Below are 15,561 nucleotides of genomic sequence, written 5' to 3' on the forward strand. Positions count from 1 at the left end.
TGGTAACCAGGGCGCCGCGTCCGCGATGACGCACAATGCACCGCTGCCGAGCCCAGCCACCCGCACCGCATCCATGTCCGCCCCTCCTGCCCAAGCCACCCCCGCCAGCGTCGCCCACCATGTCGACGCCCTGCCGCCGGGCACGCGGCTGGGCGAGTTCGAGGTGCTGGCGCTGCTGGGCGTGGGCGGCTTCGGCATGGTCTACCAGGCGTTCGACCATTCGCTGCTGCGCTTCGTGGCCATCAAGGAATACATGCCGGCCGCCCTGGCTGGCCGCGCCGACGGGCAGTCGCTGTGGGTGCGCTCGTCCTCGGACGAACAGTCCTATCAGGCGGGCCTGGCGTCCTTCGTGGGCGAGGCCCGCCTGCTGGCGCAGTTCGACCATCCCTCGCTGGTCAAGGTGTTCCGTTTCTGGGAGGCCAATCACACGGCCTACATGGTCATGCCGCTGTACAGCGGCATGACGCTCAAGCAGGCGCGTGCCCACATGCGCACGCCGCCGCCCGAGGCCTGGCTGCGCAAGCTGCTGTGGTCGGTGACCAGCGCGCTGCGCGTGCTGCACGAGGGCCAGGCCCTGCACCGCGACATCTCGCCGGACAACATCTTTTTGCAGGACTCGGGCCCGCCCGTGCTGCTGGACCTGGGCGCCGCGCGCCACGTCATCGGCGACACCTCGCAGCGGCTGACCTCGGTGCTCAAGGTCAACTACGCTCCCATCGAGCAGTACACCGACGCCGGCCAGCAGTTGCAGCAGGGGCCCTGGAGCGATCTGTATTCGCTGGGCGCCGTGGTGCACGGCTGCCTGTGCAACGACACCCCGCTGCCGGCCACGCTGCGTGCCATCCGCGACCGCATGGTGCCGTTCTCGCGCGTGGCGCGCACCGTGCGCAAGCAGTTCGGCGTGGAGTATTCGCGCCCCTTCATCGATTCCGTGGCCCACAGCCTGCAGCTGCAGCCCGAAGACAGGCCGCAGACCATCGACGAATTCCTGCAGGAAATGGCCATGACCGAAGCCCCGGCGGGGCTGGAGCATTTCGATTTCCGCGCCGAACTGGGCGACGTCTGGGTCGAGCCTTCGAGCAAGGATGCGCAGGGCGTGGCCAGTAACAAGGTCATCGACCTGTCGGGGCTGTCCCAGCCCTATTCGGCGCCGCTGTCACGCGACACCGCGCCCGCGGCGCTGGAGCAGGCGGAGGCTCAGCCCGAGAGCGCGATGGCTTTCGCCGAGACCGTGGCCGCCGACTGGGACCCGACGGCGTTCGCCGATACGCGCAACCTGGCGCTTGATCCACCGCCGCCGCGCAAATCCAAAGCGGGCAGGCAGCGGTCTGCGGCAGAAGAATCGCCGCCCACCGGCCCGGCTGAGTCCGTGCGCTCCGCGCCTGGCAGCGCGGCTGCTGCAGGACGTGCCCGGCTGATGTGGGCCATGGGTGCCTCGCTGCTGGTGCTGCTGGCCGCGGCCTGGTGGTGGGGTCAGCAGCACCAGCAGCGCCCGCGCTATACGCCCGAGAGCGAAATCATCACCGAGCTGGCGCCGCCGGCTGCGCCGCAGCCCCTGCCCGCACCGGAGACCGAGGCAACCCTGGCCGAGGCGACGGCCGGCGAGGCCGAGGCCGCTGCCAGCGAGGCCGCCGCCGCGCTCCAGCCGGCAGCCGTAGCCCCGGTGCCCCGCGCCCGCACGCCACGCCGCGTGGAGGAGGCGCCCCGTACACCGCCAGCGCCCGAGCCGCCGGTGCAGGTCGCAGCGCCGCCCGAACCGCGCCCGCCAGCCTCACGCCCGGCGCCCGCCGTGCGCGTGCCCGGCCCGGAGGAGGCCTGCGCTTCCGCCAGTTTCCTGTCCCGGCCCATGTGCATCCACGAGCAATGCCAGTCGTCGGCATTGGCCGGCCACCCGGTGTGCGTGGCGGCGCGCCGCCAGCGCGAGGAAGCAGCGCGCCAGCAACAGTTGTACCCGCAGTAGCGGCAGCGGGCACCGGTTGCGGACCGCCGTTATATAATGGCGGGCTTCGCAGCGTTTTTCAGGTCCCGCGGCGAGGCCCTAAGCACCCACCTAAGAGGCTTCCATCAGAGGAGCACCGACCGTGGAAAAGGACCGGCCAAACCCTCTTCTTTCTAGAGAGAAAACTCACCATGACCACCTTCAGCGCAAAGCCTGCTGAGGTCGTGCACGAGTGGTTTGTGATTGACGCCACCGATAAGGTGCTCGGTCGGGTCGCCAGCGAAGTGGCCCTCCGTCTGCGCGGCAAGCACAAAGCCATCTACACGCCTCACGTTGACACCGGCGATTACATCGTCGTCATCAACGCCTCCAAGCTCAAAGTGACGGGTACCAAGTCCACGGACAAGGTGTACTACCGCCACTCGGGCTTCCCCGGCGGCATCACTGCCACCAATTTCCGCGACCTGCAGGCCAAGCACCCCGGCCGCGCCCTGGAAAAGGCCGTCAAGGGCATGCTGCCCAAGGGCCCCCTGGGTTACGCCATGGCCAAGAAGCTCAAGGTCTACGGCGGCGGCGAGCATCCGCACAGCGCACAGCAGCCCAAAGTGCTGGATATCTAAGGAGCCGAGATGATTGGTGAATGGAACAATGGCACCGGCCGTCGCAAGTCCAGCGTCGCCCGCGTGTTTCTGAAGAAGGGTTCCGGCAAGATCACTGTGAATGGCAAGGACATTCAGCAGTATTTCGGCCGCGAAACATCCATCATGATCGCCAAGCAGCCGCTGGTGCTCACCAACCATGTCGAGACCTTCGACATCCAGGTGAACGTGCACGGCGGTGGGGAGTCCGGCCAGGCCGGCGCTGCCCGCCACGGCATCACCCGCGCCCTGATCGACTACGACGCCACGCTCAAGCCCCAGCTCAGCGCTGCCGGCTTCGTGACCCGTGACGCCCGCGAAGTCGAGCGTAAGAAGGTCGGTCTGCACTCTGCACGCCGCGCCAAGCAGTTCTCCAAGCGCTGATTCTTCAGCCCTGGAAACCCGAAAAACCGCCCTTGTGGCGGTTTTTTTGTGCCTGCGGGCATTGCATGCCGCGGCTTACGCCCCCACCTCTGGCAAAAGCCTTATACGCCCTGGCGGCAAGCGCTACTACCTCTGCGGCGCCACAGGGTTTGCCTTAACATCCCGCATACCACTGCCAAGGAGCCCCCTCATGAGCGCCGTTGCCGAAACCACCACCACCGAAATGCCCAGTCCCATCCTCTTCACCGACAGCGCCGCCGCCAAGGTGGCCGACCTGATCGCCGAGGAGGGCAACCCGGACCTGAAGCTGCGTGTGTTCGTGCAGGGCGGCGGCTGCTCCGGTTTCCAGTACGGCTTCACGTTTGATGAGATCACCAACGACGACGACACGACCATGACCAAGAATGGCGTGTCGCTGCTCATCGACGCCATGAGCTTCCAGTACTTGGTGGGTGCCGAGATCGACTACAAGGAAGACCTGCAGGGCGCGCAGTTCGTCATCAAGAACCCCAACGCCGAGACCACCTGCGGCTGCGGCTCCAGTTTCTCGCCGACGGACCACTGAGGCGCGCTGCGCGCAGCCCAAACGAAAAAACCGCCCTCGGGCGGTTTTTTCATGGACAGGCCCGGTCCTTCATGCCGGATAGATGGCGCCCAGGATCCTCGGCCCGCGTGCGCCCGTGACGGCAGGCAGATTGCCAGGTTGGCCATGCATGCACTGCCGGGCCAGCCAGGCAAAGGCGGCGGCTTCCACCTGCAGCGGCGGCAAGCCGTGCCGGGCCGAGGATTCGACCCGCACGCCGGGCAGCAGCGCCTGCAGGCGCTGCATCAAGTGCCCGTTCAGTGCGCCGCCGCCGCAGACGATGAGCAGCCGTGCCTCGGCAGCGTGGTTCAGCATGTCCTGGGCACAGGCGTGGGCGGTGAACTCGGCCAGCGTGGCCTGCACATCCTGCGGCCGAGCCTGCAGGGCCCCACCGTCCTGCAGCCGTTGCAGCAGCCAGGGCGAATTGAACAAATCGCGCCCCGTGCTGCGCGGTGGTGGCAGCGACAAGAACGGTTCGGCCAGTAGCGCCTGCAGCAGGTCCGGCAGCACCGTGCCGCTGGCAGCCCAGGCACCATCCTCGTCGTACAGGCGGCCGGGCTGGTGTTGCTGGCACCAGTAGTCCAACAGTGCGTTGGCAGGGCCGCAGTCAAAGCCCAGCGTGGCGCCGTCGGCGCGCAGCACGCTCAGGTTGGCGATGCCGCCGAGGTTGAGGACGCCGGTGGCGCGGGCCGTTTGGCCGAACACGCAGCGGTGAAAGGCCGGCACCAGCGGCGCGCCCTGGCCGCCGGCGGCCACGTCGCGGCTGCGGAAGTCGGCCACCACGGCGATGCCGGTGCGCTCGGCCAGCAGGGCGGGATTGCACAGCTGCAGCGTGTATCCCGTGCCGCCATGCATCTGAGGCTGGTGGCGCACCGTCTGGCCATGGGCGCCGATGGCCTGCACGTCGCTGGCGGCCAGGCCGGTGCGTGCCAGCAGCTCATGCACGACGCGGGCGTAGGCGTGCATCAGGGCGTTGGCGGCCAGTGCGGCACGGTGCAGCTCGTCCGCGCCGTAGCGGGCGTTCAGAGAGAGCAGCTCGGCTCTGAGTTCGGAATCGAGCGGGACGGCGGCGTGCTGCGCCACGGCGCAGCCAGTGGCAGACACCTCGGCCAGCACGCCGTCCACGCCGTCGAGCGAGGTGCCCGACATCAGGCCGACGTACCACCCGGCGGCAGGCAGTGCCGGGCTGGGCGCGCCGCTCACTCGGCGCTGGCTTGCAGGTTTTGCGAAGCGGCGGCCAGTTGCACGCGCATGTTGCTGGCCAGTTGATCAAAGGCCTTGCGCGCGGCGCCCGAGATGGGCTGGCCGGCCTCGCTCTGGCGGGCGATGGTCATCGGGTCCTGGTGCTGGCCGTTCACGCGGAATTCGAAGTGCAGGTGGGGGCCGGTGGCCCAGCCGGTGGAGCCGACGGCGCCGATGGTCTCGCCCTGTTCGATGGATTGGCCCTTGCGCACGTCGATGCGGCTCAGATGGGCGTACACGGTGACGTGCTGGTTGCGGTGGTTTACGTAGACCACGTTGCCATAGCCGTTCTGCACGCCGGCGAATTCGACCACGCCGTCGCCCACAGTGCGCACGGGCGTGCCGGTGGCGGCGGCCATGTCGGTGCCCAGATGCGCGCGCCAGGTCTTCTGGACGGGGTGCATCCGCATGGAGAAGCCGCTGGAGATGCGCGTGAAGGCCACCGGGGAGGTCAGGTAGGCACGGCGCATGCTCTCGCCTTCCAGGGTGTAGTAGGCGCCCTTGGACTGGGCCGACTCCTGGAACCACAGCGCGTCGTGGGTCTTGCCGTTGTTGTGGAACTCGGCGCTCAGCACGCGGCCGCTGCGCAGCGGCTCGCCATCGGCCTCCAGCGTTTCGTAGACCACGGAAAAGCGGTCTTCCTTGCGCAGCGAGCGGCGAAAGTCGATGCTGCTGGAGAAGATGTCGGCCAGCTGCACGGCCACGCCGTCGGGGATGTTGGCGGCGTCGGTGGCGGCGAACAGCGAACTGCGGATGACCCCGCCCGCCAGGCGGCTGCCCACCGTGAGGGGGGCGCTTTCGATGCGCGAGCTGAAGGAGCCGTCGGCGCCGCGCTCGACCACCAGGCGCTTGAAGTTGGGGGTGTCGTCCGGTGCCCAGCGCGCCGTCAGGCGCTGCAGGCGGTGGTCGTCCGTGGTTTCGGCGGTCAGCGAGCGGCCGGTGCGGCCCAGCAGGTTCTGACGTACCAGGTCGTTCTTGCGCAAGAAAGCGGAGGCAGCCGGGTCGGCCACGCCCATGCGCTCCAGCAGGCTCTCGGCCGTGTCGGTGCTGCGCGTGACGTCGGAGCGGTACAGCGAATAGCTGGGCATGCTGTCCAGCAGGCTGGCCAGCGTGTCGCCCTCAGCCAGGGAATCGACCTCTTCCAGCACGGTGCTGACGGGCAGCTGGGCCGGGTCAGGTGCCAGGGAGGCCACGGCAAAGGCGCCGCCGCCGCCGGTGAGCAGCACGGCGCCCAGGGCGGCGGTGATGCGTTTCGGATGCTGACGGACCGTGCGTGCGACGGAATCAAGGAGTGCCACGCAGGCGGCGGTCAGGTTGTTTTTCAACAAGAGTCTTACCCCAGGCTGTGATGCCTCCGGGCCTCTTGGGTGACACAGGCAAGGGCTGCGAAGAGACGGGAAGCAATGCAGGTATCAAGGTGCGGCTGTGGGCGCAAAAGGCCGGGAAAGTGGACAGGCCACTAGAATCCCCCGCTGCAAAATGACCGCAAGTATAGTCGGCGTCGTCCTGCAGACACCCCTAAAAACCCTTATGAATCAAGCTGCTGTTACAAGATTTCCATTGACCGGCGACGTCGAGCGGTCGCTTGAGGTTTCGCTGCGCGGCGTCGACGAACTGCTGCCGCAGGAGGAGTGGGCGCAGAAGCTGGCGCGTTCGCAGGCCACCGGCCAGCCGCTGCGCATCAAGCTGGGGCTGGACCCCACGGCGCCCGACATCCACCTGGGCCACACGGTGGTGCTCAACAAGATGCGCCAGCTGCAGGATCTGGGCCACCAGGTGATCTTCCTGATCGGTGACTTCACCACGTTGATCGGCGACCCGTCCGGGCGCAACAGCACGCGCCCGCCGCTCACGGCCGAGCAGATCAAGGCCAATGCCGAGACCTACTACACCCAGGCGGCCAAGGTGCTGGATCCTTCGCGCACCGAGATCCGCTACAACAGCGAGTGGTGCGACAAGCTGGGCGCACGCGGCATGATCGAGCTGGCGGCCAAGTACACCGTGGCCCGCATGATGGAGCGCAACGACTTCCACCAGCGCTTCACGGACGGCAGCTCCATCAGCCTGCACGAATTCCTCTATCCGCTCCTGCAGGGTTACGACTCGGTGGCCCTGAAGAGCGACCTGGAGCTGGGCGGCACCGACCAGAAGTTCAACCTGCTCATGGGCCGCCACCTGCAGCAGGAATGGGGCCAGGAGCCGCAGTGCGTGCTCACCATGCCGCTCCTGGTCGGCCTGGACGGCGTGGACAAGATGTCCAAGTCCAAGAACAACTACATCGGCATCACCGAGGACGCCAACAGCATGTTCGCCAAGGTGCTGTCGATTTCCGACACGCTGATGTGGGACTGGTACACGCTGCTGTCGTTCAAGAGCCTGGCTGAGATCGCGGCGCTCAAGGCCGAGGTGGCGGGGGGGCGCAATCCCAAGGACGCCAAGGTCATGCTGGCCAAGGAGATCACCACGCGCTTTCACAGCGCGGCCGCGGCCGATGCGGCCGAGGAGGACTTCCACAACCGCAGCAAGGGCGGCATTCCCGACGAAATCCCCGAAGTGCGCCTGTCCGGCGCGCCGCTGGGCATCGGGGCTGTTCTGAAGCAGGCGGGCCTGGCGCCGTCCACCAGCGAAGCCAGCCGCCTGATCGACGGCGCCGGGGTGCGTGTGGACGGCTCGGCCGTCAGCGACCGGGGCCTGAAGCTGGATGCCGGTAGCTACGTGGTGCAGGTGGGCAAGCGCAAGTTTGCCCGCGTGCTGCTGGACTGACCAGCCAAAATATCGGTCAAATCGGCCTCAAACCCTTGCTGGAAAAGCGCTGGCAGCTCTCATATTGGCAGCGTGGCGGCGCCTCAGCCCGCCTGCTCGCCCATCGCCCGCCGCGTCGCCTCGGCCTGCAGCAGCAGCCAGGCGCAGAACGCCTGCACTTCCGGCCGCTGGGCGCCGCGCGGGCCCGGCACCAGCCAGTACACCAGGGGGGAGTCCAGCCGGTGGCCGGGCAGCACCTCCACCAGGTCGCCGCGCGCCAGGATCTCGGCGATCAGCGGCATGCGCGCCAGCGCCAGGCCCTGGCCGGCCAGCGCGGCCTGCACGATCTGCTGGGCGTAGTTGAAGTACAGCCAGCGCTTGGGCTGCAGCCGCTCCAGCCCATGCAGGCTGAACCAGCGGCGCCAGGTGATCCACTCGAAGTAGGGCATGCGGTGCGCGTCCCCGGCCTCGATCAGCGTGAAGCGCGCCACGTCCTGCGGCGTGGCGATGGGCGGCATGCTGCCCAGCAGCCAGGGGCTGCCCACCACCGCCAGCTGCTCGCCGAACAGGCGCTGCGCACCCGGCCCGGCATGCCCGGGAATGCTGGAACGCAGGGCCAGGTCCACGTCGGCCGTCTCCAGGTCCTGGATGGCGTCGCTGGCATCGATGCGGATGTCGATGTCCGGGTTGTCGCGCTGGAACTCCTCCATGTGCGGGATCAGCCACATCGACGCAAAGCTGGCCCAGGTGGTGATGGCCACGCTGCGCCGCCCCGCCGCCAGCCGCACCTGGCGCACGGCCGCGTCCAGCCGCTCCAGCGCCGGGCCCACGGCGCGCTGCAGCTGGCCGCCGGCACTGGTCAGCTCCACCGCCCGCGTGTGGCGCAGGAACAGCGGCACGCCCACCTCGTCCTCCAGCGCCTGGATCTGCCGGCTGACGGCGGACTGCGTCAGCGCCAGCTCCTCGGCCGCGGCGCGAAAGTTCAGGTGCCGCGCCACGGCCAGAAAGGCGCGCCAGTGCCCCACGGCCACGGGCCGCGTGCGCAGGTGAGGTATGGGCAAGGCGGCGGCGGGTGTGGGCGGCGTGCTCATGGCGGTTCCTGAACAGGGTGGTTGGTGCGGCAATTGATGCGATCTGGGAATCTATCCGGGCTTCGCAATTCATTGGACGCTCCGGGCACGCAGTTTCACACTGCAGGCACACCAAAGGTCTTTTTGGAGAGTGTCATGACCGCCGTATCTTCCGTATCTGTTCCCGAATCGCAACAATCCTCGCTGCAGCCCGTGCGCCTGGCCGCGGGCGCCGAGGTGCAGACGCTGGAGCTGCGCCAGGCGCGCAGCCTGCGTGCCGCGGCGGCCATGCAGCTGCGCGTGCTGCGCGGGCGCGCCTGGGTCACGCTGGGCACCGGCCCCGGCGGCTGGCTGGAGGAGTCGGGCGACACGCTGCTGTACCCCGGCCAGTGCCTGCAGGTGCAGCCCGGCCAACGGGCCGTGCTGGAGCCGCTGGGCGGCGAGGCGCTGCACTACCAGTGGCGCCGCGCCGGCACCTATGCCCCGGCCGCGCGCCCCGCGGACTGCGCCGTCCAGCCGCAGGCCTGCGGCGCCTGAAGGGCGGTTTGGGGTTAAAACAGGCTGAAACCCTTGCCAGGCAAGCGCTGGCAGCTATGGTTTTTGGATAACCCGCAGGCGCCCGATAATCCCCGTTTCGCGCGCCGCGCGGCCTTGCCTGCAACCCCGACCTCCCTTTCCATGACAGCGCCACTCGACATCATCATCATGGCCGCCGGCCGCGGCACGCGCATGAAAAGCCGCACGCCGAAGGTGCTGCAGCGCCTGGCCGGCCGGCCCCTGCTGCACCACGTGCTGGACCAGGCGGCGCGCCTGCAGGCCCGCCGCGTGGTGGTGGTGACGGGCCACGCTGCTATCGAGGTGGAAGCTGCCTGCGCAAGCGGGGCGGGCGCTGGCGCCGGTTTTGACCTGCAAACCGTGCGCCAGGAGCCGCAGCTGGGCACCGGCCACGCCGTGCAGCAGGCCGTGCCGCTGCTGGCGGGCGATGGCCTGGTGCTGGTGCTGTCGGGCGATGTGCCGCTGACGCAGGCGGACACCCTGGCCGCCCTGGTGGCCGCGGCCGGTGCCGACCGCATGGCACTGCTGACGGTGCAGCTGCCCGACCCCACCGGCTATGGCCGCATCGTGCGCGGCGAGGGCGGCGCCGTGCAGCGCATCGTCGAGCACAAGGACGCCAGCGATGAGGAACGCGCCATCGGCGAGATCTACAGCGGCATCATGGCCGTGCCCGCGCGGCGTCTGGGCGGCTGGCTGGAGCGCCTGGCCAACGACAACGCCCAGGGCGAGTACTACCTGACCGACATCGTCGCCATGGCCGTGGCGGACGGCGTGCCCGTGGCCGCCCACTGCATTGGCGATGCCCTGCAGGTGGCCGGCGTGAACAGTCCTGCCCAGCTGGCCGAGCTGGAGCGCGCCCACCAGCTGCGCCAGGCCGCGCGGCTGATGGAGCAGGGCGTGCGCCTGGCCGATCCGGCGCGCTTCGACCTGCGCCAGGACGTGCGCAGCGGCGCGCCCGGCCAGCTGGATTGCGGCCAGGACGTGGAGATCGACGTGGGCTGCATCTTCAGCGGCCGCGTGCACATCGGCGAGGGCGCGCGCATCGGTGCCTGCTGCCACATCGCCAACGCCCGCATCGGCGCCGGCGCCGTCATCCACCCCTACACCCACATCGACGGCGAGGCCGTGGGTGTGGAGGTGGGCGAGGGCGCGCTGGTCGGCCCGTTCGCGCGGCTGCGCCCGGGCGCGCAGCTGGGGCGCGAGGTGCATATCGGCAATTTCGTCGAGGTCAAGAACTCGACGCTGGCCGACGGCGCCAAGGCCAACCACCTGGCCTACCTGGGCGACGCCACCGTGGGCGAGCGCGTCAACTACGGCGCCGGCAGCATCACCGCCAACTACGACGGCGCCCACAAGCACCGCACCGTGATCGAGGCCGACGTGCACGTGGGCAGCAACTGCGTGCTGGTGGCGCCCCTCACCCTGGGCGCCGGCGGCACCGTGGGCGGCGGCTCCACCGTCACCAAGAGCACGCCGCCCGGTGTGCTGACCGTGGCACGCGGCAAGCAGGTCAGCCTGGCCGGCTGGCAGCGCCCCGCGAAGCAGCCCAAGGGCTGAGCCGGCATGGCCGACGTTCAGGCTCTGCAGCAGGAGCTGGCGCTCGCCCGCCGGCAGCTGGCCGACATGGCCGCCGCGCAGGACGCCTTCATGCAGCGCGTGGTGCACGATTTGCGCGCGCCGCTGCGCCACGTCACGTCCTACGGCGCTCTCGTTCAAGAACTGCTGGGCGAGCTGCCCGGCGCCGGCGAACCCGTGGCCGAAGCGCTGGACTGCCTGGCCACCATGGAGCAGTCCGCCCGCCGCATGGCGCTGATGCTGGACGGCCTGCGCGCCATAGCCGACGCCGGCCGCGCCCCGCTGCAGCCTGTGCGCGTGGACCTGGCCGCTGCGCTGCACGAGGCGCGCACCCTGCTGGCTGGCGCCGAGGCCGGGCGCGGCGTGCAGTGGCAGGTGGGCGCCGAGCTGCCCGCCGTGCAGGCCGACCCGGCGCTGCTGCGCCAGCTGCTGCGCGAACTGCTGGCCAACGCGCTCAAGTTCACCCGGGGGCGCGAGCCGGCCCGCATTGCCGTGCGGGCTCAGCAGCAGGGCGCCAGCGTGCGCATCAGCGTGCAGGACAACGGCGCCGGCTTCGAGCCCGAACGCGCTGGGCAGGTATTCGGCGTGTTCGAGCGGCTGCACCGCGAGTCGGAATTCGAGGGTGTGGGCGCAGGCCTGGCAATGTGCCAGACCATCGCCGAGCGCCATGGCGCACGCCTCAGCGCCACTGCCCAGCCCGGCGAGGGCTGCACCGTGCAGCTGGACTGGCCGGCGGCGTACACCAGTCCTGGCTAAAGGCCTCCCAGGCCCAGCTGCGCCTCCAGCTGGCGCAGGCGCTGGCGCAGCGCGCTCACCTCTTCGATCAGGTCGGCCGTCAGGCCGGCCAGTTGCGGATCGGCATCGAAGGTCGATTCCAGCCGCGCCAAGCGGCGCGCGCGCACCACGGTGGTGCTGGAGAAATGCCAGCGGCCGCCGGCTTGATCGCCCTGCAGCAGGCCGGCCGTGGCGCGCTCGCTGACCCAGCCGGGCGCCATGCAGCAGGCGCGGGCCAGCTCTTCCAGGCTCAAAGGGCCGCGCTCGTCCAGCAGCTCGGCCAGGGCGCCGGCGGTCGTGTTGGATGGGGACATGGCTTCAGCCTCCTTGGGTGCGGCGGGGGTTGAACGTGGGATAGGCCTGGGCCAGGGCGCGCCAGGCCTGCTTTTCGGCCTCGGTGGTGGCCGGTGGCAGGACCATGTGCAGCTCCAGGTACAGGTCGCCCGGCGTGGCGGCGGGGATGCCGCGCTCCTTGAGGCGCAGCTTGCGCCCAGGCTTCCAGCGGGCGGGGACGGTGACTTCCACCGTAGTGCCGCCGGGCGTGGTGACCTCGATGGCGCCGCCCAGCTCGGCCTCCCAGGGCGCCACGGGCACGCTTTGATAGACATCGCGGTCCTCGGCGCGCCAGCGGCTGTCGGGCTTGAACTGCACCTCCAGGAACAGGTCACCCGCCGGCGCGCCACCCAAGCCCGGCGCGCCCTGGCCGGCCAGGCGGATCAGCTGGCCCTCGCGCACACCCTTGGGGATGCTGACCTGCAGCTGGCGCTCTTCATTCACCAGGTGGCCCTGCGCGTCCAGCCGCGCCCCGCGCAGCGACAGGGTGCGCTCGGCGCCGTGGTAGGCGTCCTGCAGATCCAGCTCGATGCGGGCGTGGTGGTCGCTGCCGCGCTGCTCGCGCGCCGCGCCGCCGCCCGCGCGGTGGGCGCGGCCGTGCCCCTGGCCGCGGGCGGCGCGGCCGAAGAGTTCTTCGAAGAATTCGCTGAACTGGGCACTGTCCATGCCCTCGGCGCCATCGGGCGCGCCGGTGAACTCGAAGCCCGCATCCCAGTTCGGTGGCGGGCGAAAGCCCTGGCCGCCGCTCCCTGCGCCGTGCGGCGCGCTACGGCCCAGCTGGTCGTAGGCGGCGCGCTTCTCCGGGTCGGACAGGACGGTGTTGGCCTCGTTCACCTCGGCCATGCGCGCGGCGGCCTCGGGCTCCTTGCTCACGTCCGGGTGGTACTTGCGGGCCAGCTTGCGGTAGGCCTTCTTGATCTCGTCGGCCGTGGCGTCCTTGGCCACGCCCAGCGTCTTGTAGTAGTCCTTGAATTCCATGCGTCCTCCATGGCTGGCACTGCCGTGCCTGGGTCACTGTAAGCGAGCTGGTGGCGCGGTGCCTGTAGGTCAAGGGGGGAGAATGTTGTTGCTATTTATTTGATAGCTTCTGGCGCTTGACTGGAGGGCGTTAGAGGCAGTTTTGTCTCAAATTTGGCGCGCTGGGTGGCGAAGAAGGCACGCACGTTGCGCACGTTGGCGTCCTGCGTGAACAGCCGCTGCGACAGCGCCAGCCAGGCCGGCATGTCCACCACCTGGGCGACGAGGACGAAGTCCGGCCCCGGTGAGACGCGCCAGCACTGCTGCACCGCGTCCTCCTGCACGGCGCGGGCCTGGAAGGCATCCAGGTGCTCGGCGCCCTGGCGGTCCAGCGAGACCTCGGCGATCACCGTGAGGCCGTGGCCCAGCGCCGCCGCCAGCCGCTCGGGCTGCACCAGGGCCACCTGGCGCTCGATCAGCCCGCACTCGTGCAGCCGGCGCACGCGGCGCAGACAGGTGGCGGGCGACACGCCCACCTGCCGGGCCAAGTACTGGTTGCTCAGTGACGCGTCGCGCTGCAGCTGGTCAAGCAATTGCATGTCGATGCCGTCGAGCGTCATTTCTGGTTGCATGAATAGATGTTAAATGAATCAATATTTCATGTCTTCATGGTTTTGAAATGTGATATCAAAAATAGATGAAAAGAAATCACAAATTTCACACAGGGCTTCATAGCATCCGCCCATCGCATTTCTTCTTCAATTACGGAGCATTGGCTTATGTGCGGCATCGTCGGCGCGGTCTCCACGCGCAACATCGTTCCCATCCTGGTGCAGGGCCTGCAGCGCCTGGAGTACCGCGGCTATGACTCCTGCGGCGTGGCCGTCCACGCGCAAAGCCTGCCGGGCCGCAGCGGCGCGGGGCTGGTGCGCGCGCGCAGCACGGCGCGCGTGGCTGAACTGCTGGCCCAGGTGGCGCACGACGACCTGCAGGGTGGCACCGGTATCGCCCACACCCGCTGGGCCACGCACGGCGCACCGCAGGTGCACAACGCCCACCCGCACTTCAGCCACGGCCCCGGCGTGGCGCCGCACAGCGATGCCCAGCGCCCTGGCCGCGTGGCCCTGGTGCACAACGGCATCATCGAGAACCACGAGGCGCTGCGCCGCGAGCTGGAATCGCGCGGCTACGTGTTCTCCAGCCAGACCGATACGGAGGTCATCGCCCACCTGGTGGACAGTCTGTACGACGGCGACCTGTTCGCTGCCGTGCGCGCGGCCACGCAAGAGCTGCGCGGGGCGTTCGCCATCGCCGTGGTCCACCGCGACGAGCCGCACCGCGTGGTGGGAGCGCGCGCCGGCTCGCCGCTGGTGCTGGGCGTGGGGGAGGGCGGCAGCGAACATTTCCTGGCCAGCGACGCCATGGCCCTGGCCGGCGTGACGGACCAGATCGTCTACCTGGAAGAGGGCGACCTGGTGGACCTGCAGCTGGGCCGCTACTGGATCACCACGGCCGACGGTCAGAGCCTGGGTCCGGCCGAGCGCCCCGTGCGCACCGTGCATGCCCACAGCGGCGCGGCCGAGCTGGGGCCCTACCGCCACTACATGCAAAAGGAGATCTTCGAGCAGCCGCGCGCCCTGGCCGACACGCTGGAGGGTGTGCAGGGCATCGTGCCCGAGCTGTTCGACGGGGCAGGCGCCGCCGCCTGGCGTGTGTTCAAGGAGATCGACAGCGTCCTCATCCTGGCCTGCGGCACCAGCTACTACAGCGGCCTGACGGCCAAGTACTGGCTGGAGGCCATTGCCGGCATTCCCACGCAGGTGGAGGTGGCCAGCGAATACCGCTACCGCACCAGCGTGCCCAACCCGCGCGCGCTGGTGGTCACCATCAGCCAGTCCGGCGAGACGGCCGACACCCTGGCCGCGCTGCGCCACGCCAAGGGGCTGGGCATGCGCCACACCCTCACCGTGTGCAACGTGGCCACCAGCGCCATGGTGCGCGAATGCGCGCTGGCCTACGTCACCCGCGCCGGGGTGGAAATCGGCGTGGCCTCGACCAAGGCCTTCACCACGCAGCTGGCCGGGCTGTTTTTGCTCACCCTCGCGCTGGCGCAGTCGAAAGGACTGCTGAGTGAGGAAGACGAAGCGCGCCACCTGCAGGCCCTGCGTCACCTGCCCGTGGCGCTGCAGGCCGTGCTGGCGCTGGAGCCCCAGATCATCAGCTGGGCCGAGGACTTCGCGCGGCGCGAGAACGCCCTGTTCCTGGGCCGCGGGCTGCACTACCCGATTGCGCTGGAGGGTGCGCTCAAGCTCAAGGAGATCAGCTACATCCACGCCGAGGCCTACCCGGCCGGCGAACTCAAGCACGGCCCGCTGGCGCTGGTGACCAGCGAGATGCCGGTGGTGACCGTGGCGCCCAACGACGCGCTGCTGGAAAAGCTCAAGAGCAACATGCAGGAAGTGCGCGCCCGCGGCGGCGTGCTGTACGTGCTGGCCGACGCCGACACCCACATCGACAGCAGTGAGGGCATCCACGTCATCCGCATGCCCGAGCACGGCGGACCGCTGTCGCCGCTGCTGCACGTGGTGCCGCTGCAGCTGCTGGCCTATCACACGGCCTGCGCGCGGGGGACGGATGTGGACAAGCCGCGCAACCTGGCCAAGAGTGTGACGGTGGAGTGAGCGGGGGTGAAGAAGAGCCGCCCGCCGCTGTCGAATGGCTGGAGGACATGCGGCCCGAGCGCTGGCAGGAACCCCATCGCTATACTCG

Annotated in this window: 15 protein-coding genes; 9 read left to right on the forward strand and 6 right to left on the reverse strand. The window is 69.4% G+C overall.

The features are described 5' to 3' along the window. Window positions 1–73 precede the first annotated feature (73 nt). The 4 genes from RT282_RS03435 (at window position 74) to erpA (ending at window position 3,526) form a co-directional block, all read left to right on the forward strand. Window positions 74–1,960 carry a serine/threonine-protein kinase gene (locus RT282_RS03435; protein ID WP_313311777.1) on the forward strand — a complete coding sequence of 629 codons (1,887 nt, stop codon included), beginning with the start codon at window positions 74–76 and terminating at the stop codon, window positions 1,958–1,960. 170 nt (window positions 1,961–2,130) lie between these two features. After that, on the forward strand, window positions 2,131–2,559 hold the full coding sequence (rplM, locus tag RT282_RS03440) for a 50S ribosomal protein L13 (protein ID WP_312306986.1): 429 nt from the start codon (window positions 2,131–2,133) through the stop codon (window positions 2,557–2,559). Between the two features lie 9 nt (window positions 2,560–2,568). Then, a complete protein-coding gene (gene rpsI / locus RT282_RS03445; protein WP_312306985.1) occupies window positions 2,569–2,961 on the forward strand; it encodes a 30S ribosomal protein S9 in 393 nt (130 codons plus the stop codon). A 190-nt stretch (window positions 2,962–3,151) separates the two neighbouring features. Continuing rightward, window positions 3,152–3,526 carry an iron-sulfur cluster insertion protein ErpA gene (erpA, locus tag RT282_RS03450; RefSeq protein ID WP_312306984.1) on the forward strand — a complete coding sequence of 125 codons (375 nt, stop codon included), beginning with the start codon at window positions 3,152–3,154 and terminating at the stop codon, window positions 3,524–3,526. A gap of 69 nt (window positions 3,527–3,595) precedes the next feature. Here erpA and RT282_RS03455 read toward each other — a convergent pair whose 3' ends face one another. Further along, entirely contained in the window at window positions 3,596–4,747 is a 1,152-nt protein-coding gene (locus RT282_RS03455) for an anhydro-N-acetylmuramic acid kinase (protein ID WP_313311778.1), read from the reverse strand. Then, window positions 4,744–6,111 (reverse strand): peptidoglycan DD-metalloendopeptidase family protein, encoded by a 1,368-nt coding sequence (locus RT282_RS03460; protein ID WP_313084631.1) that lies wholly within the window; start codon window positions 6,109–6,111, stop codon window positions 4,744–4,746. Before RT282_RS03460 ends, RT282_RS03455 begins: the two co-directional genes overlap by 4 nt. A gap of 205 nt (window positions 6,112–6,316) precedes the next feature. Here RT282_RS03460 and tyrS point away from each other — a divergent pair, with 205 nt between their 5' ends. Then, window positions 6,317–7,549, forward strand: coding sequence for a tyrosine--tRNA ligase (gene tyrS, locus RT282_RS03465; protein ID WP_313311779.1), 1,233 nt, complete (start codon window positions 6,317–6,319; stop codon window positions 7,547–7,549). 83 nt (window positions 7,550–7,632) lie between these two features. On the opposite strand, the gene RT282_RS03470 is transcribed toward tyrS, so the two are convergent. After that, complete coding sequence (locus RT282_RS03470; RefSeq protein ID WP_313311780.1) at window positions 7,633–8,619, reverse strand: LysR substrate-binding domain-containing protein; 987 nt, start codon at window positions 8,617–8,619, stop codon at window positions 7,633–7,635. A gap of 135 nt (window positions 8,620–8,754) precedes the next feature. Here RT282_RS03470 and RT282_RS03475 point away from each other — a divergent pair, with 135 nt between their 5' ends. The 3 genes from RT282_RS03475 (at window position 8,755) to RT282_RS03485 (ending at window position 11,484) form a co-directional block, all read left to right on the forward strand. Next, a complete protein-coding gene (locus RT282_RS03475) occupies window positions 8,755–9,135 on the forward strand; it encodes a DUF2917 domain-containing protein (RefSeq protein ID WP_313311781.1) in 381 nt (126 codons plus the stop codon). Window positions 9,136–9,276: 141 nt separating this feature from the next. Further along, the gene (glmU, locus tag RT282_RS03480) at window positions 9,277–10,710 is read left to right on the forward strand and encodes a bifunctional UDP-N-acetylglucosamine diphosphorylase/glucosamine-1-phosphate N-acetyltransferase GlmU (protein WP_313311783.1); all 1,434 of its coding nucleotides are present in this window, start codon (window positions 9,277–9,279) and stop codon (window positions 10,708–10,710) included. Between the two features lie 6 nt (window positions 10,711–10,716). Beyond that, complete coding sequence (locus tag RT282_RS03485) at window positions 10,717–11,484, forward strand: ATP-binding protein (RefSeq protein WP_313311784.1); 768 nt, start codon at window positions 10,717–10,719, stop codon at window positions 11,482–11,484. On the opposite strand, the gene RT282_RS03490 is transcribed toward RT282_RS03485, so the two are convergent. The 3 genes from RT282_RS03490 to RT282_RS03500 form a co-directional block, all read right to left on the reverse strand. After that, window positions 11,481–11,816, reverse strand: coding sequence for a chaperone modulator CbpM (locus tag RT282_RS03490; protein ID WP_313311785.1), 336 nt, complete (start codon window positions 11,814–11,816; stop codon window positions 11,481–11,483). The genes RT282_RS03485 and RT282_RS03490 overlap by 4 nt on opposite strands. 4 nt (window positions 11,817–11,820) lie before the next feature. After that, the gene (locus RT282_RS03495; RefSeq protein WP_312307006.1) at window positions 11,821–12,813 is read right to left on the reverse strand and encodes a DnaJ C-terminal domain-containing protein; all 993 of its coding nucleotides are present in this window, start codon (window positions 12,811–12,813) and stop codon (window positions 11,821–11,823) included. 95 nt (window positions 12,814–12,908) lie between these two features. Then, window positions 12,909–13,424, reverse strand: a complete 516-nt coding sequence (locus RT282_RS03500) for an Lrp/AsnC family transcriptional regulator (RefSeq protein ID WP_313311786.1) — start codon at window positions 13,422–13,424, stop codon at window positions 12,909–12,911. Between the two features lie 147 nt (window positions 13,425–13,571). On the opposite strand from RT282_RS03500, the gene glmS reads away from it, so the two are divergent. Next, entirely contained in the window at window positions 13,572–15,473 is a 1,902-nt protein-coding gene (gene glmS, locus RT282_RS03505; RefSeq protein WP_313311788.1) for a glutamine--fructose-6-phosphate transaminase (isomerizing), read from the forward strand. Window positions 15,474–15,561: the final 88 nt, after the last annotated feature.

Source organism: Pulveribacter sp., assembly GCF_032079985.1.
Lineage (GTDB): Bacteria > Pseudomonadota > Gammaproteobacteria > Burkholderiales > Burkholderiaceae_C > Melaminivora.

Bases quoted from the DNA above. Each gene is read 5' to 3' on its own strand.
- RT282_RS03435 (WP_313311777.1), top strand. From the start codon at position 74: ATGTCCGCCCCTCCTGCCCAAGCCACCCCCGCCAGCGTCGCCCACCAT.
- rplM (WP_312306986.1), top strand. From the start codon at position 2,131: ATGACCACCTTCAGCGCAAAGCCTGCTGAGGTCGTGCACGAGTGGTTT.
- rpsI (WP_312306985.1), top strand. From the start codon at position 2,569: ATGATTGGTGAATGGAACAATGGCACCGGCCGTCGCAAGTCCAGCGTC.
- erpA (WP_312306984.1), top strand. From the start codon at position 3,152: ATGAGCGCCGTTGCCGAAACCACCACCACCGAAATGCCCAGTCCCATC.
- tyrS (WP_313311779.1), top strand. From the start codon at position 6,317: ATGAATCAAGCTGCTGTTACAAGATTTCCATTGACCGGCGACGTCGAG.
- RT282_RS03470 (WP_313311780.1), bottom strand. From the start codon at position 8,619: ATGAGCACGCCGCCCACACCCGCCGCCGCCTTGCCCATACCTCACCTG.
- RT282_RS03475 (WP_313311781.1), top strand. From the start codon at position 8,755: ATGACCGCCGTATCTTCCGTATCTGTTCCCGAATCGCAACAATCCTCG.
- glmU (WP_313311783.1), top strand. From the start codon at position 9,277: ATGACAGCGCCACTCGACATCATCATCATGGCCGCCGGCCGCGGCACG.
- RT282_RS03485 (WP_313311784.1), top strand. From the start codon at position 10,717: ATGGCCGACGTTCAGGCTCTGCAGCAGGAGCTGGCGCTCGCCCGCCGG.
- RT282_RS03490 (WP_313311785.1), bottom strand. From the start codon at position 11,816: ATGTCCCCATCCAACACGACCGCCGGCGCCCTGGCCGAGCTGCTGGAC.
- RT282_RS03495 (WP_312307006.1), bottom strand. From the start codon at position 12,813: ATGGAATTCAAGGACTACTACAAGACGCTGGGCGTGGCCAAGGACGCC.
- RT282_RS03500 (WP_313311786.1), bottom strand. From the start codon at position 13,424: ATGCAACCAGAAATGACGCTCGACGGCATCGACATGCAATTGCTTGAC.
- glmS (WP_313311788.1), top strand. From the start codon at position 13,572: ATGTGCGGCATCGTCGGCGCGGTCTCCACGCGCAACATCGTTCCCATC.